Origin of the sequence: Micromonospora sp. NPDC049891 (assembly GCF_040660295.1) — a bacterium.
Classification (GTDB): Bacteria; Actinomycetota; Actinomycetes; order Mycobacteriales; family Micromonosporaceae; genus Micromonospora.
Genome location: NZ_JBFAML010000022.1, coordinates 20,072 through 39,425 on the forward strand (window position 1 = coordinate 20,072; position 19,354 = coordinate 39,425).

Genomic DNA, 19,354 nt, shown 5'->3' on the forward strand with positions numbered 1-19,354 from the left:
TGGGTGGGGAGACGGCGGATGACCGACGGGAAAACCAGCGAATCGGAGACGCCGCGTGCCCTCGCGGAGCCGACCGGGCTGGTGGATGTCTATCGGCGGGTGCTGAGCCCGCAGACCCGGCGGGCCATCGCCAGGAAGGTGAGCCCGCGGACCCGGCACCAGTTGAAGCAGTGGGTCGCCAAGGCATCCCGGGACACCCAGCTCGCGAGCCGTCGGGGTGAGTGGTTGGCGCGGCGGCAGCCGGAACTGCTCGCCGGCGGCGACCGTGCGGTCGTCGTCGCGGACCAGTCGCCCCGGGTGGCCCGGATCACGGGGGACAGCACGCCGTTGCGCGCCCGGACGGAGAATCTGGCGGCGGTGATCACCGCGCTCGACGCGGCCGGGGTGGAGTACTTCCGGGTCCGTGGTCGATCGCACCTGTCGTCGGTGGTCGCGGTGGACGCCGCGGACCAGGAGCGGGCGTACGCCGCTCTCGCGGCTGCCTGCGCGCGGGTGCCGGGCTATGTGGCGGCGGTGCGCGACGGCAGCGAACAGCCTCCGCTTCCGGGCTTCGAGGCGAAGTCGTGGAAGCGTCTCGCCGACGCCACGGTGATCCGACTGACCTGGTACTGGACGGACCCCCGGCAACGCCTCGTCCTGGGCCAGGCGTACGGGTGCGAGGTCGAGTTCTGGAATCGGCGGGAGACGGCGCTGGTGGCGCCCCGACGCAATCCGGTGGCCGAGGAGGTCGTGGTCGACACGCCAGCGGTCGCCGTGTCCGAGTCGCGGTTCACCGCGCTCGTGCCCGAGACGGCCCCCGCAACCGCCCGGACCAGGCCGGAGTTCGCGGGCCGACGTCCCGACGACGTCGCGTTCCCGATCGACGTTGTCTACACCTGGGTCGACGGTACCGATCCGGAATGGCTGCGGCGTCGTGCCGCCGCGACCGGCAGCCCGTATCACAGCGAGGCGGCCAGTGCGGCCAGGTTCCTCAGCCGGGACGAGCTGCGTTACTCGCTCCGGTCGCTGCACCTGTTCGCACCGTGGGTGCGCAACGTGTATCTGGTCACCGACGACCAGGTGCCGCCCTGGCTGGATCCGTCCGTACCCGGAATCCAGGTGATCAGCCACCGGGAGATCTTCGCCGACCGGTCGGTGCTGCCCACCTACAACTCACACGCCATCGAGAGTCAGTTGCACCACATCGACGGGCTCTCCGAGCAGTTCCTCTACTTCAACGACGACGTCTTCCTCGGCTGCGAGGTGCTGCCCAGCGATTTCTTCCTGGCGAACGGGATCTCCCGGTTCTTCCCGTCGCCTGCCCTGGTGCCGCCCGGCCCATCCTCCGCCGGGGACATTCCGTCCTCGGCCGCGGGGAAGAACAACCGAGAGTTGATCGCCGAGCGGTTCGGCACCGTGCTCACCCAGAAGATGAAGCACATGCCCCATGCCCTGCGACGCAGTGTGCTGTACGAGATCGAGGAAACCTTCGCCGCCGAGCACGGCCGTACCGCCGCAAGCCGCTTCCGGAGCCTCACCGACATCTCGATCGCCTCGTCGCTGCACCACTACTACGCGTTCCACACCGGCCGGGCGGTACCGGGTGCGCTGGAGTACACGATCGCGGAGCTGTCCCATCCGGACACGCCCGCCCGTCTCGCGCACCTGTTGGCCAAGCGGGACCGGCACGTGTTCTGCCTGAACGACGCCTTCTCGACCGAGGACGACCTGGCCGCTCAACTCAAGGTCGTCACGCCGTTCCTCGACACCTACTTCCCGGTGCCCAGCCCCTGGGAGCGCGGCTGACAGACGCCGGTGGCCGGCCGCGCCATCGCTGGCTGCGGCCGGCCACCCGGCGTGCTGACGGATCAGTAGTCGTAGTCGGAGCCGGAGTCGTTCGACTCGGTCTTCGACGGCGGGGCGACCGCCTTCGGGGTGCCCTTGGGCAGGCACTCCAGGTTCTTGCTGCCGTCCGGGTTGACCACGAACCAGGTGCCACCGACGCCCTGGCCCTTCCAGGCGCCCGGCTTCTTGTCACCGATGTAGGTGTAGAGCGGCCAACCGTCCAGGGTGATCTGGCGGGTGCCGTCCTCCCGGGTGATGGTGCCGACGGCGTCGTCGGAGACACCCTTGAGCTCCGGGTTCCCGTCGGTCAGTGCGGCCGGCCACACTTCGAGGCACTGGCCTTCGCAGTTGGACGACGGCGGGTCGTTGGTGTCGCGGTCAAAGCGGTACAGGATGAATCCGTCCTGGTTGACCACCGCGCTGCCCATCCGGGGGAACTTCTTGCCGGTCAGGCTCTCGGTCAGTTCGACCCCGTCGGGCAGGGGAGCGTCGGTCTCGGCCTCCGCGCCCGGAGACGCCGAGGCGCCCGGTTCCGCGCTGGCCTCGGGGTCGGCGGTCACGGTGGGCTCGGCCGCGGCGACGGCGACCGGCTCGGCCGCGCCGCCGTCCGCCCCGCCGTAACCCGCGGGAGCGCAGGCCGTAAGTGCGAACATGGCGCCCACGGCGATGACGGTCCGCTTCATCTGTGCCACGTGCCCTCCTCATACTTGACAAGTTCACCGGGAAATACGGGACGAGCGCTGTCAAGGTTGAATCCGAAAGGGTGGGCAAGTTCACAAGAATCCGTTGAACCGTCTGGGCCAGCTGTGCGTGTGAGTCCGTATCCCCAGGTCGCTGTGCCTGCCCGGTGGGGGTGAACCTGGACGACGAAGGCCCGCCTCGACCGAGGCGGGCCTTCGTCGATGCGGATCAGGCCGTGGGGACGGTCACCAGAGTGTCGGTGGCTCCCCGCGAGTCGATCTCCTGCACCTCGAAGTGCTTGATGTCGTCCAGCTTCGTCGACGTGGCCGCCGACAGGGCGAGCAACTGCGGGTTGGCGTTCGTGCCGTACCCGCCGTCCGGCACCAACCAGGTGGAGACGACCTCGGTGGAGCCGTCGTCGCGGACCACCACCAGGCGGCAGGTGCGTGGCCCCGGCAACTTGCTGAGGCTGAAGTCCATCTTGGTGCCGAAGTCCTTCGAGATCAGCCAGAACGTCGCATCGACGCCGGTGGCCGGGTCGGTGACGTCGACCTGTTCACCCTCCTGCTCGTTGCCACCCACGTTCGGACCGCTGGGGTTGCCGGGGCGGTTGGTCGGCGTGTCGACCGGTGCCGTGGTAGGCCCGGCGAGCGGCGGTGCGGTGCTGCTGTCGGTGAGATTGCTGAACACCACACCGGTCAGCCCACCGAAGACCACCACGGCCGCCGCGGTCGCCAGGACCTGCCGGAACCGGGCCCGCCGACGGTGCGTACGCAGCGCCACCAGCGTCCGGTCCAACAGGACCGGATCCGAGTGGGTCTGCTCCAGCGCCGTGATCGACTCCTCGTCGATGTCGGAGAGCAGCCCGACCACCGGCACCATCGTTTCCAACTCGCCGGCACACGCCCAGCAGGTCGCGAGGTGTTCCTCGAACCGCTCCATGTCCTGTTCGTCAAGCACGCCGAGCGCGTACGCGGCGACGTCCATGTGGTCAACCCGGCTCATTCCGTCACCCCCCTCTCCTGCAGAGCTGTGCGCAGCGCGCGCAGCGCGTAGTAGACCCGCGACTTCGCGGTGCCAAGTGGCAGACCGAGCTCCTCGGCCGCCTCCGGCACCGTCCGGCCCCGGAAGTACGTCGCCACCAGGATCTCCCGGTGCGACTGACTCAACGTTCGCAGCGCGTCCGCCACAGTCATCGACCGCAGCACCCGGTCGGTGCTGTCGGCCTCAGCGAACGCGGTCAGGTCCCGGTCGTACGTCTCGGCCGGCCGGGCCTGCTCGCTGCGGTGCTCGTCGATGGCGATCCGTCGCGCCACCGTCACCAGCCATGGCCGTAGCGACCCCTGTCCCTGCGTGCCCAGCCGATGAGCGTTGCGCCAGGCCCGCAGCAGCGTCTCCTGGACGATGTCCTCGGCCCGTTGCCGGTCGCCGCCGGTCAACCGCATCACGAACATCAGCAGCGGTCCGGCGTGTTCCGCGTAGAGCGTGCGGACCAACTGGTCGGAGTGGGCGGCTTCGGTGGTGGAAGCCTGGTGGCGGCCAGGGGTGGGTCGCGGCGTCACCGGGCTATTCTGGCGAGACGCCGCGCGAGAGTCGACCCCACGGGTGGACGTGGTCGGCCGCGACTGGGACCGGGCGGACATCCAGTCCACCCGCACCCGGTCGCCCTGCCAACCGACCGCCAGTGCGTGCATGCAGACCTCCGACGTCCATGGACAGAAAGCCGTCCCCCCACGGGCATGGCTGCTGACTGGTACGGAGGGCGGCACCGAACGGATCAACGTCGGACGGAAAAAATCCCCGGCGGAGGTGGCGTCGAGTCGATGGCACCGTCGTCGTGCACCACCGCGGCACCGCCGGTGAAGCGGTCAAGTTCCGCCCCGGCCAGCACCCGGCCGGGAAACCAGTCACCTGCGGCGCGGCGGGTCAGCGCGGCCACCGGCGGGTCCTGACGTCCGGCGACGAGCACCAGATTGCCGTAGCGCCGGCCGCGCAGCACCGCGGCGTCGGCGACCAGACACGCCCGGGGCAGCACCGTCCGCACGGTGGCCACCTGGCCCCGGGCGTGGCGCAGCGGTGGGCCGTCGGCGACATTCGCCAGGTACCAGCCCGCCGGGTGCAGCACCCGGGCCGCCTCGGCGGCGTACTCCACCGAGGTCAGCCGGGCCGGTGTCCGGGCACCCGCGAAGACGTCGGCGACCACCACGTCGTAACTGGCCTCCCGGCACGAGGCGAGCACCGCCCGTGCGTCACCCACGCGTACCTTCAGTCGCGGGTCGGCCCGCCACGGCAACGCCCGCCGAACCAGCTCGACGAGCGCCCCGTCCACCTCGACCACCCGCTGCGTCGAGCCCGGGCGGGTGGCGGCGACGTACCGGGGCAGGGTCAGCGCACCGCCGCCCAGATGCAGCACCCGCAGCGGCGCACCCGCAGGTGCCACCAGGTCGATCGCGGCGGCCAGCCGACGGACGTACTCGAACTCCAGGTGCGTCGGGTCGGTCAGGTCCACATGCGACTGCGGTGCCCCGTCGAGCAGCAGCGTCCAGGAGCCGGACCGGTCCGGATCCGGCACCAACTCGGCGAGCCCGGTGTCGACCGGCTCGGTGATCCGGTCGGCGTCGCGCCGCCGGCCCATCAGCGGCCGGCCCGGGCAGCGGCGTTGCGGGCGGCGAGGGTCAGCGCGCGATGCAGCAGCCGCGCGTCGCCCAGCCGGGAGCGCAGCAGTCGCTCCAGCCCGGCGATCGGGACCAGGTTCTGCGGGGCCCGGGGATCCTTGTACGGGCTCGACGCGAACCGGGGCAGGGTGACAAGCGACAGGTCGGCCAACCGTACCGCCTCGGCGATCTCCAGGTCGGCGGAGCACTCCAGCCGTACGATTCCCGCCCACGGCGCCCCCGCCGCCACCGGCAGCCGCAGATACCACGACCAGCCGCCCCAGGCGGTGCCGAGCCGGAACACCGGCGAGCGGTGGCCCGGCGGCAGGCCGGTGACCACGGCGGTGAGTCGGGCGTCGAGGTACTGGCTGTGCTGGGTCTTGATGTACCCGAGCGTGCGGGGCAGCTGCCGCCGGTTACGCAACGGCCCGTCCACCACCAGCAGGTCGTCGTCGGTACGCGCGGCGGCCGACACCTGCACCTCCAGGGCGGTCAACGGCCCCTGCACCGCAGCCGGCAGCTTGGCCAGCTCACCGGTGCCACTGACCCGGTGCACCGGGTAACGGACGTTGCCGGCCATCACGTCGGTCGCCGAGGGGCTGGCGGTGAACAGGCCGCGCCCCACCGTGGCACCGGCCAGCTGCGCGGCACCGCGATCCAGGTCGCAGCGCACCACCCCGGCGGCGTACGAGGCGGCCAGCCCGGGGAACGAACCGCCGTCCTCCTCGGCTGTCCAGATGCTGGCGTCGATCCGGCGTACCCCGTCGACGAGCAGCACCACGTCGGGTGCCCGGACCCCCGGACGGGGCCCGATCGCCCGCCAGTCCACCACCGGCAGCTCGTGCTCCGCCTCGACCTGGGCGCTGCTCGGCGCGGCCGGACCGGCCGGCGACGCCTCGAACGACGCCCCGTAGCCCGGATCCCAGGCGTCGACGAAGAACCGGTTCACCGCCGCATCACCGGCACCCCTCGGCTCACCGGCCGGTCCGTTCCACCCGGGCCGAGCGGGCGTCCTTGTGCACCTCGAAGCGGACCGGGATGCGCTCGGCCAGCGCCGGTACGTGGGTGACCACGCCGACCATCCGGTCGCCCCGGGCGGCGAGATTTTCCAGGGTGGCGGCGACGGTGTCGAGGGTGGCCGCGTCGAGGGTGCCGAAGCCCTCGTCCAGCACTATCGACTCCAGGCTGGCCGCGGTGGTGGACATGCCGGCCAACTGCTCCGACAGCGCCAACGCCAACGCCAGCGACGCCTGGAACGTCTCACCGCCGGAGAGCGTCCGAACGCCGCGACGCAGCCCGGCGTCGTGGTGGTCGACCACGAAGAACTCGCCCTTGTCGTGGACCAGGTCGTACTGGCCGCCGGAGAGTTCCCGCAGGATCCCCGACGCGCCGTCGACAAGCAGATCCAGCGCCTCGGCCAGCAGCCACCGTTCGAAGTTGTTGGCCCGCAGGTGCCCCGCCAACGCCCGAGCCACCTGCGCCTCGCGTTCGTGCCCGGCCCGCTGCTCCCGCAGCGCCCCGGCCTGCTCGCGCCGCTCGGTCAGTCGGCGGCTGTCGGCTTCGGCCCGCTCCACGGCGACGGTGGCGGCGCGGACCGGATCGTCCGGGGCGGGCAGCCCGGCGTCGGCGAAGATGCCGGCGATCCGGTCCGCCGCCGCGCCGGCCGCCGTCTCGGCCTCGACCACGGCCCTGGCCAGCCCGGCCCGCTCCGACCGGCGACGCTGCGCCTGATCCTGCGCCCACCCGGCCAACGTGGCCCAGGCAGCGGCGACATCGTCGCGGTCGGTGGCCGGCGGGCCGAACCGGGCCACCGCGTCGCGGGCACCGTCGAAGCGTCGCCACGCCGTCCGGAGCCGCTCCTGCGCCGCTTCCACCGCTGCCCGGGCCTGCCGGGCGGCGTCCCGGCCGGCGCGGACCGACGTGGTCGCCTCCTCCAGGCCCTGCCGCAGCCGGGCCAGCTCCGCGAGCCGCGCCCGCAGCGCCTCGGGGGTGGCCGCACCGGCGAGCTGTTCGTCCAGCCCGGCCAGGCGGGCCCGGAGCCCGTCATGTTCGGTGCGGGCGCGCAGCAGCACCCGCTCCAGCTCACGCGCGGCAGCGTCCCGCTCGGCGACGACCTTCCTGGCCGCCTCGCTCGCCGCCCGGGCCGTCTTGCCGGCCGCCACCGCCCTGGACACCGCCGAGCCGCCAGGAATCGCCGGCACCCGGGCCACCGTCTGCTCGCAGACCGGGCAGGCGTCCCCGTCGGTCAGGTGGGCCCGCAACGCCGTCGCCTGGTCGGCGGTCTTCGCCTCCTCGTGCGCCTGGAAGGCCGCCGCCAGCTCCGCCTCGGCACGCTCGGCCGCCGCCTGCGCCCCGGTCAGCGCCCGGACCGCCGTGTCGTGCTCGACGCCGGCCGCCTCCATCACGGCCCGCACCCGCTCCGCCTGATCGGAGAGCTGCTCCCGGTCGGCGTACGCCCGTAGCAGCATCCGCAGGGCGCTCTCGTCGCCAGCGGCGGTCAACTCGCCGCGCAGCTTCTCCTCGCGCTCCTCGGCCAGCGACACCGCAGCCGCCGCCGCGTCCGACTCGGCCCGCGCCGCGGCCACCGCTCGGGCCACCTCGGCGACCCCGGCCGGCGCCCGGACCTCGTCCAACTCGGCCAGCTCGGCGTCGAGCGTGGCCAGCGCCGCGTTGGCCTCCCGCACGGTCGTGCGCGCCGCCTCCAGCTCCGGTACGGCGGCGGTCACCGACCCGGCCAGCTCCCGCATCCGCTCGACCTGACCGGCGGCCCGTTCCAGCGCGGCATCGTCGACGTCGGCCAGCCCGGCGAGCAGCTGGTCGACCGCCTCCAGCTTCGCCTCCGCCTGCCCGGCCCGGGTCGTGGCCCGCTGTTGCACCTGCTCGTACACGCCGAGCCCGAGCAGGTTGACCAGGATCTGCTGCCGGGTGGCCGGGCGGGCGTGCAGGAAGTCGGCGAACTGGCCCTGCGGCAGCACCACACAGCTGGTGAACTGTTCGTACGGCAGGCCGACCGCCGCCAGCACGGCGGCGTCCATCTCCGCCGGGGTGCCGGCGACCACCTCGCCGAGATCCTCCGGACTGAGCCCGGTGTCCAGCTTGGTGACGTCGAAACCCTCCGGCATCAGCTGCAACCCGGCACCGGCGGTCTTGACGTTGCCCCGGCTGTCCCGACGCACCACCCGGGTGGCGACGTAGCGGGCACCGCCGGACTCGAAGACCAGCCGGACCCGAGCTTCGGTGGTCGACGGAGCGAGCGCGTTGCCCAGCCCTCGGGTGCCGCCCCACCTGGGCACCGTGCCGTACAGCGCGAAGCAGATCGCGTCGAGCACCGTCGACTTGCCCGAACCGGTCGGCCCGACGAGGGCGAAGAAGTCGGCGTCGGTGAAGTCGATGGTGGTGGCGTCGCGGAAGACGGTGAAGCCGGCCAGGTCCAGCCGCATCGGCCGCATCAGTGATCAACCTCCTCGAGCAGCTCGTCGAAGAGTTCCCGGACGCCCTCGTCGGCATGGCCCCGGCTGTCCAGGTAGTCGGCGAACAACTGCCGGGGTGAACGGCCGGACCGTTGGGCCACCCGGGTGCCGGTGCCCGGTGCCGGCACCAGCTCCGGATCGATCCGGATCTCCAGGGCGCGGGGCAGCAGCTGCTGCACCTCCTCCCGCAGGCCGGCGCGGGGCTGCTCGCGCACGTACACCCGCAGCCAACCCTCGGGCGGGGTGATCTCGGCGAGCTGGGCGAGGGTGCCGCGTACGGTGCGCAGCGCGGTCGCCGCCGTCACCGGTTCCTCGCGGATCCGCGCCGCCGTCGTCGCGGTGACCTCGACCAGGGTCACCGCCGGGACGTTCTCCTGCTCGCCGAAGTCGACAGCGAGCGGGGCGCCGCTGTAGCGGATCGGGCACGGCCCCTGCACCCGCTGCGCCCGGTGCAGGTGCCCGAGCGCCACGTAGTGCGCGGTGCCGGGAAAGATCGAGGCGGGCACCGCGTAACCCATGATGGTGTGCGCGTCCCGTTCGCCGCCGCCGGTGGCCGCCCCGACCACCGTGAGATGGGCGGTGACCAGGTGCACCCGGTCCGGCTCGTCGAAACCCTCGGTCAGCCGGGCCAGGATGCGGCCCAGATGGTCGGCGTACGTCTGGGTGGTCTCGGCGGCGGTCAGCTCGTACATCTCCACCGCCCGGACCGCGTACCGCTGGGACAGAAACGGCAACGCGGCCAGCCGCCAGCGCTCCCCGCCGGCGGTGGTGCCGTCGATGACGTGCTCGGCCGGATCCTCCCGCACGCCGCCGCGCAGGGTGATGCCGGCGGCCTCGGCCCACGGACGCAGCGCGTCCAGGGCCGGGCCGTTGTCGTGGTTGCCGCCGATCGCCACCACGTCCGCGCCGGTGCGGCGCAGCGCGGTCAACGCCCGGGTGACCAGGCGGGTCGCCTCCGGGGTCGGTGCCGCGGTGTCGTAGAGGTCACCGGCGATGACGACCAGGTCGGGCCGTTCCCGCCGGGCGATCTCGATGACCCCGGCCAGCACCTGCTTGTGCTCCTCGGCCCGCGACTGCCCCTTGAGGACCTTGCCCACGTGCCAGTCGGAGGTGTGCAGGATCTTCATGCTGTCACCCAACCCCCGGGTCAGAACGGAATGTCGTCGTCGGTGCCGCCGCCGGACCCGACCACCGCGAACGGATCGGCGGACTGGGTGATCGAACGCAGGGTCTGCGACGGCGCGGCTCCCGCCTCGGACACCCGGGTCGCCCAGGCGGGGAACGGGAACTCCAGACAGAGCGGCACCGGGATGTCCGGCTGGTTGACGAACATCGTGCCCGGCTTGGCCAGCAGCGCGCGCTGCCGCTGGGCCGGTGGGAGGAAACCGTACTCCGGGCGGGACGCCTCGGCCGGGTCCAGCCGGCCCACCACCCGGATGGCGGAGTTGGTGACGATGCGCCGCTCCACCTCGCTCGCGGTCTGCTGCGCGCCGATCAGGATCACCCCTAGTGACCGGCCCCGCTCGGCGATGTCGAGCAGCACCTCCTTGATCGGGGAGGACCCCTCGCGGGGGGCGTACTTGTTCAGCTCGTCGAGCACCACGAACAGCAACGGTTTGGCGGTGCCGGACTTCTCCTTGCGCTCGAACTCGCTCTTGAGCGTCACACCGACCACGAAGCGCTGCGCCCGGTCCGGCAGGTTGTGCAGGTCGACCACTGTGACCTGGGCGGACTCGGCGGTGTTGATGCTGTGCGGGCGGCGGGTGGCCAGGTCCCCGCGGATCAGCCGGGACAGGTCCTTCTTGCTGCCGATCAGCCGGCGGGCGAACGCGTTCACCGTGCCCAGACCCACCGCGCTGCCCGCCCAGTCGCCGCGCGTCTCGTCGTCGCTGAGCTGCTCGACGACGTGGTCCACCAGGTCGCCGTAGCTGCCCAGGCGGACGCCGTCGATGCTGACGCCGCCGTCGGCTGGCTGGGCGTACCGGGCCAGGTGGGCGGCGACGGAATGGACCACCATCGTGTACTGCTGCCGCTCGTCGTCGGCGTCGGCGAAGACGTACGGCAGCAGGCGGTCGGCGCAGAACTCGGTGAGCGTCCAGTAGAAGCTGTCCACGCCGGTGAGTCGGCTGCTCACGTCCGGCGTGCCGGACGAGTCACCGACCCGGGGCGGCGCGTAGACCCGGACGTCGGGGAAGGCGTCCGCGACCAGGCCGAGCCGGGCGTACGCGGCCCGGGTCGGATCGTCGAGCCGGGCGTTCGGATGGTCGAGGAAGAGCAGGTCCTCGCCCTTCACGTTGAAGATCAGGGCCTTGGCGTTCACCGCGTCGCCGCCGAGCTGGCCGGAGCGGAACACCGAGTAGAGGAGGAAGGTGGCGAAGCTGGTCTTGGTGGCCACCCCGGAGATGCCGGAGATCGACACGTGGGCGCCCCGGCTGCCGTCGAGGAAGTCGGCGTTCAGGTAGACCGGCACACCGTCCCGGCCGGTGCCCATCGGGATCCGCCGTTCCATCCGGTCGAAGTGCAGCGCCCGGGCCCGTGCGTCGCCCTCCGCCCGGTGCACCACGGCACCCGGCTGCGGCGGCACGTAGAACTCGGGATCGACCCGGGTGGTGGTGATCTCGGCGGCCTCCTGCACCTGCGCGGGCAGCGTGCCGTCGGCGATGGCGAAGACGTCCGAGTCGAACTGCGCGCCCTCGTGCCGCGCCCGGACCTGGGTGACCACCCCGGCGATGGTCACCGGCTCCCGGTCGGGCAGTTCCCGCCGGGTCACCACCACGTCATCGAGCTGGAGATAGCTGCCCGGGGCGACCGCCGTCCAGAACTGCAGGGGAGTGGCGTCGGCGGTGCCCAGCACCCGGCCCACCCCCTCGCCTGGGCCGTCGAACCCCTGGTCGGTCATCAAGCAACTCCGCTCGGCTGGTCGTCGCGGTCGGCACACACGCCCTGCATCCTGCCGGAGGAGTACGACAGGCCGCCACGCGACGCGGCGCAGAGCACGTCGCGGTCTGCCGTCGACCGCGTACGGCGACGACGCGCTGACGTGGCGTGCGGACCGTCTCGGTGGATCGGCTCCGCGCACCGCCGATTCGGGGGATCCTGCGAGTGGCGAGGACGGAGGGGGCCGTGGAGGAGAGGCGCAGACTGACCCGGCTGCTCGCGCTCGCCACCGTCCCGGCGGTCGCGGAATCGGCGCTCCTGGTCGGGGTCGGCCTCCAGTCCGCCCGGCCGCTCGCGCCGCAGGTCACCGCCGTCTGGCCGTACGACTCCTACCACGACCTGCGGTGGCTGCTGGTCTACCACGACTCGTGGTCGACCTTCCTGCTCGGGCTGCTGGCGGTGGTCGCGTTACGCGGCGTGCTCTCCGCCGGCCTGACCGCCCTGGCCTGGCCGGCCGAGGTGCCCCGACCGTCATGGCGCTGGCTGGTCCGGCGCAACGTGGAGGTCGCGGCGCTCGCCGCCGTGATCATCTCGCCGTGGGCGGCGCTGTCGGTGGCGTTCTCCGTGGTGTCGCTCTCCTGGTACCTGCTCGCCTCACTGCTGCCGATGCTGCTTGTCGCACCGTTCCTGCAACGCGCCGGTGTGGCGCAGCACTGGTGGCGTGGCCTGCCGTCGGCGGCGCTGCTCGGCTGGTCCTCGCTGAACTTCGTCGTGCTCACCCTCACCGCTGCGCTGATCGCGGCGACCCCCGGCTGGGCGGACATCATCCTCGCCGGTCTCGCCGGAGCGGTGAACGGGCTGCTGTGGCGGCAGACCGTGCGCGCGGCGACGCTGCCGGTCCGGATCCGGTGGGCCCGGGTGCCGGTGGCACCGCTGGTGATCGTCCTCGTGATCTTCGGGTCGGTGGCGGCGCAGGGTGCGGTCGGCATGGCGGTGGGCGGTCACCGGCAGTGGGATCCGCCGGTGGTCACCCAGCGACTGCCCGACCGGGTCCGGCACACGGTGATCGTCCTCGCCGGTCACGATTCGAGCTGGGACGGTACGCCACCGGCCGACCCCCGGGTGGTGCGCTTCTCCTACCTCGGGCTGGACGAGCGGGGGCAGCCCCGGCCGTACGGGCCGCAGGCCACCCACCGCACGCTGGGCTCCAGCGCGGCGTTGCTGGCTCAACATATCGACGAGGTGCACCGCCGGACCCGCCGGCCGGTGGCGCTTGTCGGGCAGAGCGAGGGCGCGATGGTGATCAGCACCTACCTGGAGAAGTGGCCACAGCCGTCACCGGTGGACACCGCGCTGCTGTTCAGCCCGCTGGTCCGACCGGGGCGGGCCTACTATCCGCCGCCCGGGCACTCCGGGTGGGGCGTGGCGGCCGGCTGGGAGCTGCGCCTGCTCTCCGGCGCGTCGAACCTCTTCCGCGAGATCGACAGCAATCCGGACGAGCCGTTCGTCCGGTCGGTGCTCGCCGAGGCGCCCTTCTACCGCAACCGCACGCTCTGCCCGGTGGCCGGGGTACGGATGATCGCCTTCCTGCCGACCGTCAGCGCCGTCGAGGCGCCACCCGGCGAGTACGCCCGCATCCCGGTCTACGAGCGGCCCGCCTTCCATGGCGGCCTGCTCGGTCGGCAGAGCGTCCAGGACCGGCTTGTCGACTTCATCGCCGGTGACCCGGTGAACGAGCCGCGCCGCGAGTACGACGTGCTGCAACGGATGGGTGCGGCCTGGCAGGCGCCCGAGTTGCTGCTGTCGCTGAACCCGATCTGGTCCACCAACCGGGAGGCCGACCCGGCCCGCACCGGCCGGATCTGCGAGGGCCGTTCGACTACGGTGGGGCGGTGACTGGGCCGTCCTCCGGTCGCCCCGCCCGGCGGTGGCGCACCAGCAGGCGGAGGGCGGCGGCGTAGAGCGCCACGGTGAGCACCGCCCGGACCGGCAGGTACGGCAGGACGACCACCCCGATGGCGATCCCGACGGTGGCACAGCCGATGCCGACCAGGGTCCAGAACCGCCGTCCGGTCAGCACCGCCAGTCCCGCCAGCAGGGCGGCGGCGCCGACGACCAGGTGAGCCCAGGCCCACCCGGTCACGTCGAGGTGGTACGTGCCCTCCTCGGCGATGATCACGTAGTGGTCGGTGACCGTGTTGCCGTACGCGGTGAGCACGTCGACCAGGCCCGCCCCGGCCAGCAACGTGCCGGCCAACCGAGGCCGTGCGGGACCCGCGCCGCCGGCTCGCCCCAGTTCGCCACCGGGTGGCACCGGTGCCCGCAGGTCAGGCATCTTGTGCCACCGCGGCAGCGGATCCGCTGCCGGCACCTGGTTCGAGCCGCCCGGCCAGTTCCCGCACGGCCGCCTCGTACGCCTCGTCCGTGTGGTACGGCCAGTGCCTGTTGATCGGCGGCGGGACGGTGTCGTCGGGCGGCACGGTGATGCCACGCGGGTCGCGCAGCCGGCGGTCGACAGTGCCGGCGGGTCCCGCGACGTGCGGCCGCTGTCCGGGGCGGTGGGCCGAGAAGATCGGCCCGCCGACCGAGTCGGTGTCCCGCCACAGGTTCACCCACCGCCACCCGATCCGGTCGCCCAGTTCGGTGAGGGTCGGGTCGCCGAAGAAGGCCGGGCACAGGCGTGCGTACACCCGGTGCAGCGGGCTGCCGTGGGTCAGCAGCGCCACCCGGGGCAGCACCCGGGACGGCAACTGGAGCAGGGTGGCGGCGGCCAGCACCGAGCCGTGGCTGTGCCCGGAGAGGATCACCCCACCGTGGTCGGCGAGCGCCGCGACCCGCTTGGCCAGTTCCGGCACGGCCCGCTCGGCGTAGCAGGGCGGCGCGAAGGGGTGCACGGTGCGCGGCCAGAACGTGCCGAGGTCCCAGATCACCGCCACCGTGCGCCGGGTCTCGTCGGAGCGGTAGGAGAACAACCCGAGCACCACGATGCCGAGCCCGACCAGGCCGATGACGTACATCCCGACATCGGTGGCGAGGGCCAGGTTCGTGGCCGCCATGCCGTCGGTGCCGGCCAGCCGTCGGCTCAGCTCCGACGGCCCGATCCCGACCACGTCCAACGCGACGACGGCGACGCCGACCACCGACAGCGCCAGGAACACGGTGAAGACCGGCCCCAGGTGCTCGGCGATCGCGGCCCGCGCGATGATCTCCCGGACGTCCTCGCGTCGGGACCGGGCCTCCGGCGGCGGGTCGGGGAAGTCCCGCCGGACGATCTCCTCGGCCATCCGGCGTCGCTGCCGGCGGGTCACCGCGATCCGCCAGAGCACCGTGGCGGCGACGACCAGGACCGTGACCAATCCGGCCAGGGCCGCCCAGCGGTAGGAGACCGGTGGTTCCAACGGCGGCGCGCCAGGGGGGTTCTGTCGGGCCGGGTTCGGGATCTCCCCCCGGTCGAGCAGGTCCGCGACCCGGTAGACGAGGGCGGCCGCGAAACCGTACGAGACGGCGACCGCCATCGCGGCGAAGACCGGGCTGGCGAGCCCACCCAGCCACGAGGTCCTGGCGGTCGGGCTGTGTCGGCGCTGGAGCAGGGTCACCGCGACGAGCGCGCCGAGCAGCGCGGCCTGGGTCGCCACCAGCGCGGCCACCGCGCCTGCGTGACCGGGCAACTGCCCGTGTGGCGGCTCCGGCTCCAACGGCACCGCGCTGTAGGCGAGAGCCAGCACGGTGAGCGTGATGGCACCGATCCGCAGCGGTAGGACGCCGCGCAGGTCGACCGGCCCTCGACCCGCTCCGTCCGGTGCGACCCGTGCCGGCCGGAGAAGCAGCACGGCACAGGCCGCCAGCAGCACCCAGGCAGCGCCGAAGAGCAGGTGACCAACCGCGGTGGGATAGAGATAGGTCAGGGCGCCGAGCAGGCTGACGTCGAGTACGCCCAGCCCGACCGCGACGTGGATGGCGCGCAGCCTGCGTACCACCAGCTCGTCGTTCCAGAATCCGGGGCTGTCGACCCGATCCTCGCCGCCGACGGTGCGGTCCTGTCCACGGGCGGCCGGAAACGCCTCGAACACCCGGGCGGAGCGTTCGCCGAGCCACCAGAGCAGCCGCAAGGCAGCGATCGGTATCAGAGCGAGCAGCGCCAGACGGGGTCCGAGCGGTAGGTCGCCAAGCCACGACAGGTAGCCGCGACCGCGCACACAGGGCTGGTAGGGAATGCACTGCCAGCCGATGATGTCGATGGTCACGCCCACCATGGAGAGCGTGAACGCGGCGGTCAGGGTCGCGGCGAGCAGCCGGCACAGCGGGCCGATCACACCACCGGCCCCGCCGGTCGCCGGCCGCGTCCAGACCGCGAGGTTGACGAGCATGAACGGCAGCAGGAACAGCAGCGACAAGGTACGCACCGCGCCACCGGCGGTCAGCGCTCCCCAGCGGTACGCCTCAACCCGCAGTGCCTGCGGCCGGTCGCTCTCGCCGAAGCCGGGCCGGGGGCGGTAGAACCCGGCGTTGTCGTCGCCGGCGACCCTGGTCACGACGGGATGGTCCAGCAGTGTTTCGGCGGACGCTCCGGAAACCCCGTGGACCCGTAGCTCGACCACCTCGCGCGTCAACGTTCCCCGCCTTCCGGCAGCCGCCGATACCGGTTCACCGTAGTGAGCTGACCTGCGTCTTTGCGGGTATTTGGGCAACTTGACGGGCCTGCGCCGCCGGTGCGCGGACCGGTCCGGCGCCGGCCAGGTCGAGTGCTCGCGGCGCGGCGGTGCCGGCTGCGGTCCGGTCAGTTCCGGGCGTGGCGCAGCAGCAGGGTGCCGTCGTCGGCGAGCAGCACGTGACGCAGCGGCAGGCTCCGGGCGGCCAGGCTCGGAACACCGGCGGTGATCCGACCGGGTCCGGCCCCGGCGAGCAGGGGCGCGACGGAGAGGCACACCTCGTCGACCAGGTCGGCGGCGGTGAGCGCACCGAACAGCTGCGGACCGCCCTCGCAGAGCAGTTGACCGAGTCCGCGACGGCGTAGTTCGGCCAGCCCGGCGACCAGGTCGACCCGGTCGTCACCGCAGCGCACCAGGTCGGCCACGGCGGACAGGCCGGGGGGTGCCGCCGCGTCCGGGCGGGTGAGCACCACGGGGCGGACGGGTGCGTCGGCGAAGGCGGCCTGGGCCGGGTCGAGGTCCAGGGAGCCGGAGACCACGACCAGGGTCGGGTACTCGGTCAGCCCGTGCGTGCGTCGCCAGGCCCGGCGTCGTTCGTCGAGCCGGATCGCCCGGTAGCCCTCGTGGCGCAGCGTGCCGGCCGCCACCAGCAGTGCGTCGCAGAGCATCCGGAGCAGCCCGAAGACCCGCTTGTCAGGTGCGCCGGACAGCCCGGCCGAGTAGCCGTCGAGACTGACCGCGCCGTCGACACTCGTCACGAAGTTCATCCGCAGATGCGGTCGGTCGGTCCGGCCGTACCGGGCGATGAGCGTGTCGTCGTCCACCGGATCGGCTGACGGATCCGGCCAGAGAACGGAAATCGGTGCTCGGTCGCTCATTCGCCGGCCGGACCGGTGACGGGAGGGGTGGGTCGGGGGGTACGGTGCTGGCAGTCGCACCAGTTCCGGCCCGGGCAGTCGTCGTGCCGCCGCGCCCGGCACGCTCGGCAGATCATGCTCGCAGCCTATGCCGAGGGAGGATGGGACACCCATGCCGCGTCAGATCTTCCAGCTGAGGATGTCCCTGTCCGGGGTTCGTCCGGCGATCTGGCGCCGGGTGCTGGTACCCGGCGGATACACCCTGGATCGACTGCACCGGGTGGTGCAGCACGCGATGGGCTGGCGCGACTGTCACCTGCACTCGTTCGAGATCGACGGTGTGCAGTACGGCGAGCCCGACCCGGACGGCGAGCTTGCCCTGCACGACGAGCTGGACGTCCGGTTGGACGCGGTGGTCGGCAAGGGCAGCCGGTTCCACTACACGTACGACTTCGGCGACTGGTGGGAGCACGACCTGCTGGTGGAGGACGCCTTCACCGCCGACGTGGACGAGCGCTATCCGAGCTGCCTCGACGGGGAGCGGGCCTGCCCGCCGGAGGACGTCGGTGGGCCGCAGGGTTATCTGGTGATGCTCGCCGCGCTGGCCGAGCCGGATCATCCGGAGCATCGGACGATGCGGGACTGGGTGGGTGCCGGGTTCGATCCGGCGGCCTTCGACGCCGGTCGGGTCGACACCCTGCTGCGTCGTTTCTGCTGACGGTCGTTTCCGAACCCGGAATTGCTTGCGAGCGCGCAACCTATCTGCGGTTCCCGATTGTTTGCCGGGTCAAACGAGCTGCGTGGTAACGATCTGGGATCGCTCCCACTGGACTATTGACACTCCCGACACCTGCCGGCAATCTCATGGGAGCGTTCCCAAGAGGCGTGGATCACATGTCGCGCCCGTGGGCGCCGACGCCGGCTGACCGAGTCGGTGCCGGCAGGCGCTGCGGCACCCCCCACCACAGACAAAAGCAGCCTCACCATCGAAAGAGGGGTCAGGATGAGCCTCACCACGCGGCGTTCCCGCATGGCGGCAGCCACCCTGGCCGCGATCACCGCCATCGGCGGGCTCGCGGCCTGCGGCAATGACGACGACACGCCGGCCGAGGGCGAGAAGCCCGCGAAGCTGGTTGTCGACACCTTCGGCGAGTTCGGCTACGACGAACTGGTCAAGCAGTACGAGCAGCAGACCGGTATCAAGGTCGAGCTGCGCAAGACCGCCCAGCTCGGCGAGTACCGGCCCAAGCTGGTTCGTTACCTCGCCACCGGCAAGGGCGCGGCTGACGTGACCGCCCTGGAAGAGGGCATCCTCAACGAGTTCAAGGCCAACCCGCGCAACTGGGCTGACCTCACTCCGCTGGTGTCGTCCGAAATCTCCGACGACTACCTGCCCTGGAAGTGGGAGCTGGGCAAGGCGCCGGACGGTCGGCTGATCGGCCTGCCGACCGACGTCGGCAGCCTCGCCGTCTGCTACCGCAAGGACCTGTTCGAGGCGGCCGGGCTGCCCACCGAGCGGGACGCGGTCTCGGCGCTCTGGCCGGACTGGAACGGCTTCCACCAGACTGGCCAGAAGTACAAGCAGGCCACCGGCAAGGCGTTCGTCGACTCGATCACCGCAGTCTCGAACGGCGTGCTGTTCCAGCAGGGCAGCGACCTGTTCTACGACAAGGAAAACAACATCATCGCGGACACCAGCCCCGCGGTGAAGGCCGCCTGGGACACCGCGACCTCGATGGTCGACATCTCCGCCAAGGCGTCCACCTGGTCGCCTGAGTGGTCCGGTGGCTTCAAGCAGGGCACCTTCGCGGCCACCTTCTGCCCGTCCTGGATGCTCGGCATCGTCGCGGACAACTCCGGCGAGGCCAACAAGGGCAAGTGGGACGTGGCGGCGGTGCCGGGTGGCGGCGGCAACTGGGGCGGCTCCTGGCTGGCCGTGCCGGAGCAGAGCAAGTACCCGGCCGAGGCGGCGAAGCTCGCCGAGTTCCTGACCAACGCCACCAACCAGGTGGAGGCCTTCAAGGCCAAGGGCCCGCTGCCCACCAACCTGGAGGCGCTGAAGAACGAGGCCTTCCTCAGCTACACCAACGAGTACTTCAGCAACGCGCCGACCGGCAAGATCTTCGGTGAGAGCGTCGCCAAGATCGAGCCGGTGCACCTGGGCCCGAAGCACCAGGCGGTGAAGGAGAACGCGTTCGAGCCGGCGATGCGGGCTTTCGAGAACGGGCAGGCCAGCAAGGACAAGGCCTGGGAGCAGTTCACGAATGACGCGAAGACTCAGGGTGTCTTCTGAGTGATTCCCCTCCGGTGGCGTTCGGGACTCCCCGGACGCCACCGGTCGG

The 19,354-nt window shown here is 72.1% G+C and carries 15 protein-coding genes; 4 read left to right on the top strand and 11 right to left on the bottom strand.

Features of this window, described 5'->3' with window-relative positions; genetic code table 11:
- The first annotated feature begins 18 nt into the window (after positions 1-18).
- The gene (locus AB0I71_RS23880) at positions 19-1,785 is read left to right on the top strand and encodes a stealth family protein (protein WP_357588129.1); all 1,767 of its coding nucleotides are present in this window, start codon (positions 19-21) and stop codon (positions 1,783-1,785) included.
- A 62-nt stretch (positions 1,786-1,847) separates the two neighbouring features.
- Here the strand turns inward: AB0I71_RS23880 and AB0I71_RS23885 are convergent, their stop codons facing one another.
- The 8 genes from AB0I71_RS23885 to AB0I71_RS23920 form a co-directional block, all read right to left on the bottom strand.
- Entirely contained in the window at positions 1,848-2,507 is a 660-nt protein-coding gene (locus AB0I71_RS23885) for a hypothetical protein (protein WP_357588278.1), read from the bottom strand.
- 226 nt (positions 2,508-2,733) lie between these two features.
- Positions 2,734-3,510, bottom strand: a complete 777-nt coding sequence (locus AB0I71_RS23890) for a zf-HC2 domain-containing protein (protein WP_357588131.1) — start codon at positions 3,508-3,510, stop codon at positions 2,734-2,736.
- A complete protein-coding gene (locus AB0I71_RS23895) occupies positions 3,507-4,199 on the bottom strand; it encodes a sigma-70 family RNA polymerase sigma factor (RefSeq protein WP_099846938.1) in 693 nt (230 codons plus the stop codon). Before AB0I71_RS23895 ends, AB0I71_RS23890 begins: the two co-directional genes overlap by 4 nt.
- An 83-nt stretch (positions 4,200-4,282) precedes the next feature.
- On the bottom strand, positions 4,283-5,140 hold the full coding sequence (locus AB0I71_RS23900; protein ID WP_357588134.1) for a fused MFS/spermidine synthase: 858 nt from the start codon (positions 5,138-5,140) through the stop codon (positions 4,283-4,285).
- Entirely contained in the window at positions 5,140-6,108 is a 969-nt protein-coding gene (locus AB0I71_RS23905; protein ID WP_357588136.1) for a hypothetical protein, read from the bottom strand. Before AB0I71_RS23905 ends, AB0I71_RS23900 begins: the two co-directional genes overlap by 1 nt.
- A gap of 25 nt (positions 6,109-6,133) precedes the next feature.
- Positions 6,134-8,608 (bottom strand): SMC family ATPase, encoded by a 2,475-nt coding sequence (locus tag AB0I71_RS23910; protein ID WP_357588138.1) that lies wholly within the window; start codon positions 8,606-8,608, stop codon positions 6,134-6,136.
- Positions 8,608-9,756, bottom strand: coding sequence for an exonuclease SbcCD subunit D (locus AB0I71_RS23915; protein WP_357588140.1), 1,149 nt, complete (start codon positions 9,754-9,756; stop codon positions 8,608-8,610). Before AB0I71_RS23915 ends, AB0I71_RS23910 begins: the two co-directional genes overlap by 1 nt.
- A gap of 20 nt (positions 9,757-9,776) precedes the next feature.
- Positions 9,777-11,528 carry an ATP-binding protein gene (locus AB0I71_RS23920; RefSeq protein ID WP_357588142.1) on the bottom strand — a complete coding sequence of 584 codons (1,752 nt, stop codon included), beginning with the start codon at positions 11,526-11,528 and terminating at the stop codon, positions 9,777-9,779.
- Between the two features lie 224 nt (positions 11,529-11,752).
- On the opposite strand from AB0I71_RS23920, the gene AB0I71_RS23925 reads away from it, so the two are divergent.
- On the top strand, positions 11,753-13,402 hold the full coding sequence (locus AB0I71_RS23925) for a hypothetical protein (RefSeq protein ID WP_357588144.1): 1,650 nt from the start codon (positions 11,753-11,755) through the stop codon (positions 13,400-13,402).
- Here AB0I71_RS23925 and AB0I71_RS23930 read toward each other — a convergent pair.
- From AB0I71_RS23930 to AB0I71_RS23940, 3 genes are all read right to left on the bottom strand, one after another.
- Positions 13,386-13,841 (bottom strand): hypothetical protein, encoded by a 456-nt coding sequence (locus AB0I71_RS23930; protein WP_357588146.1) that lies wholly within the window; start codon positions 13,839-13,841, stop codon positions 13,386-13,388. The genes AB0I71_RS23925 and AB0I71_RS23930 overlap by 17 nt on opposite strands.
- Positions 13,834-16,038, bottom strand: a complete 2,205-nt coding sequence (locus tag AB0I71_RS23935) for a hypothetical protein (RefSeq protein ID WP_357588148.1) — start codon at positions 16,036-16,038, stop codon at positions 13,834-13,836. The genes AB0I71_RS23930 and AB0I71_RS23935 overlap by 8 nt, the downstream gene beginning before the upstream one ends.
- Positions 16,039-16,283: 245 nt before the next feature.
- Positions 16,284-17,033, bottom strand: a complete 750-nt coding sequence (locus AB0I71_RS23940) for a pyrimidine reductase family protein (RefSeq protein WP_357588150.1) — start codon at positions 17,031-17,033, stop codon at positions 16,284-16,286.
- A gap of 151 nt (positions 17,034-17,184) precedes the next feature.
- Here AB0I71_RS23940 and AB0I71_RS23945 point away from each other — a divergent pair, with 151 nt between their 5' ends.
- Together AB0I71_RS23945 and AB0I71_RS23950 are read left to right on the top strand one after the other, a co-directional pair.
- The gene (locus AB0I71_RS23945) at positions 17,185-17,730 is read left to right on the top strand and encodes a plasmid pRiA4b ORF-3 family protein (RefSeq protein ID WP_357588152.1); all 546 of its coding nucleotides are present in this window, start codon (positions 17,185-17,187) and stop codon (positions 17,728-17,730) included.
- A gap of 285 nt (positions 17,731-18,015) precedes the next feature.
- Entirely contained in the window at positions 18,016-19,305 is a 1,290-nt protein-coding gene (locus AB0I71_RS23950) for an extracellular solute-binding protein (protein WP_357588154.1), read from the top strand.
- The last annotated feature ends 49 nt before the right edge of the window (positions 19,306-19,354 follow it).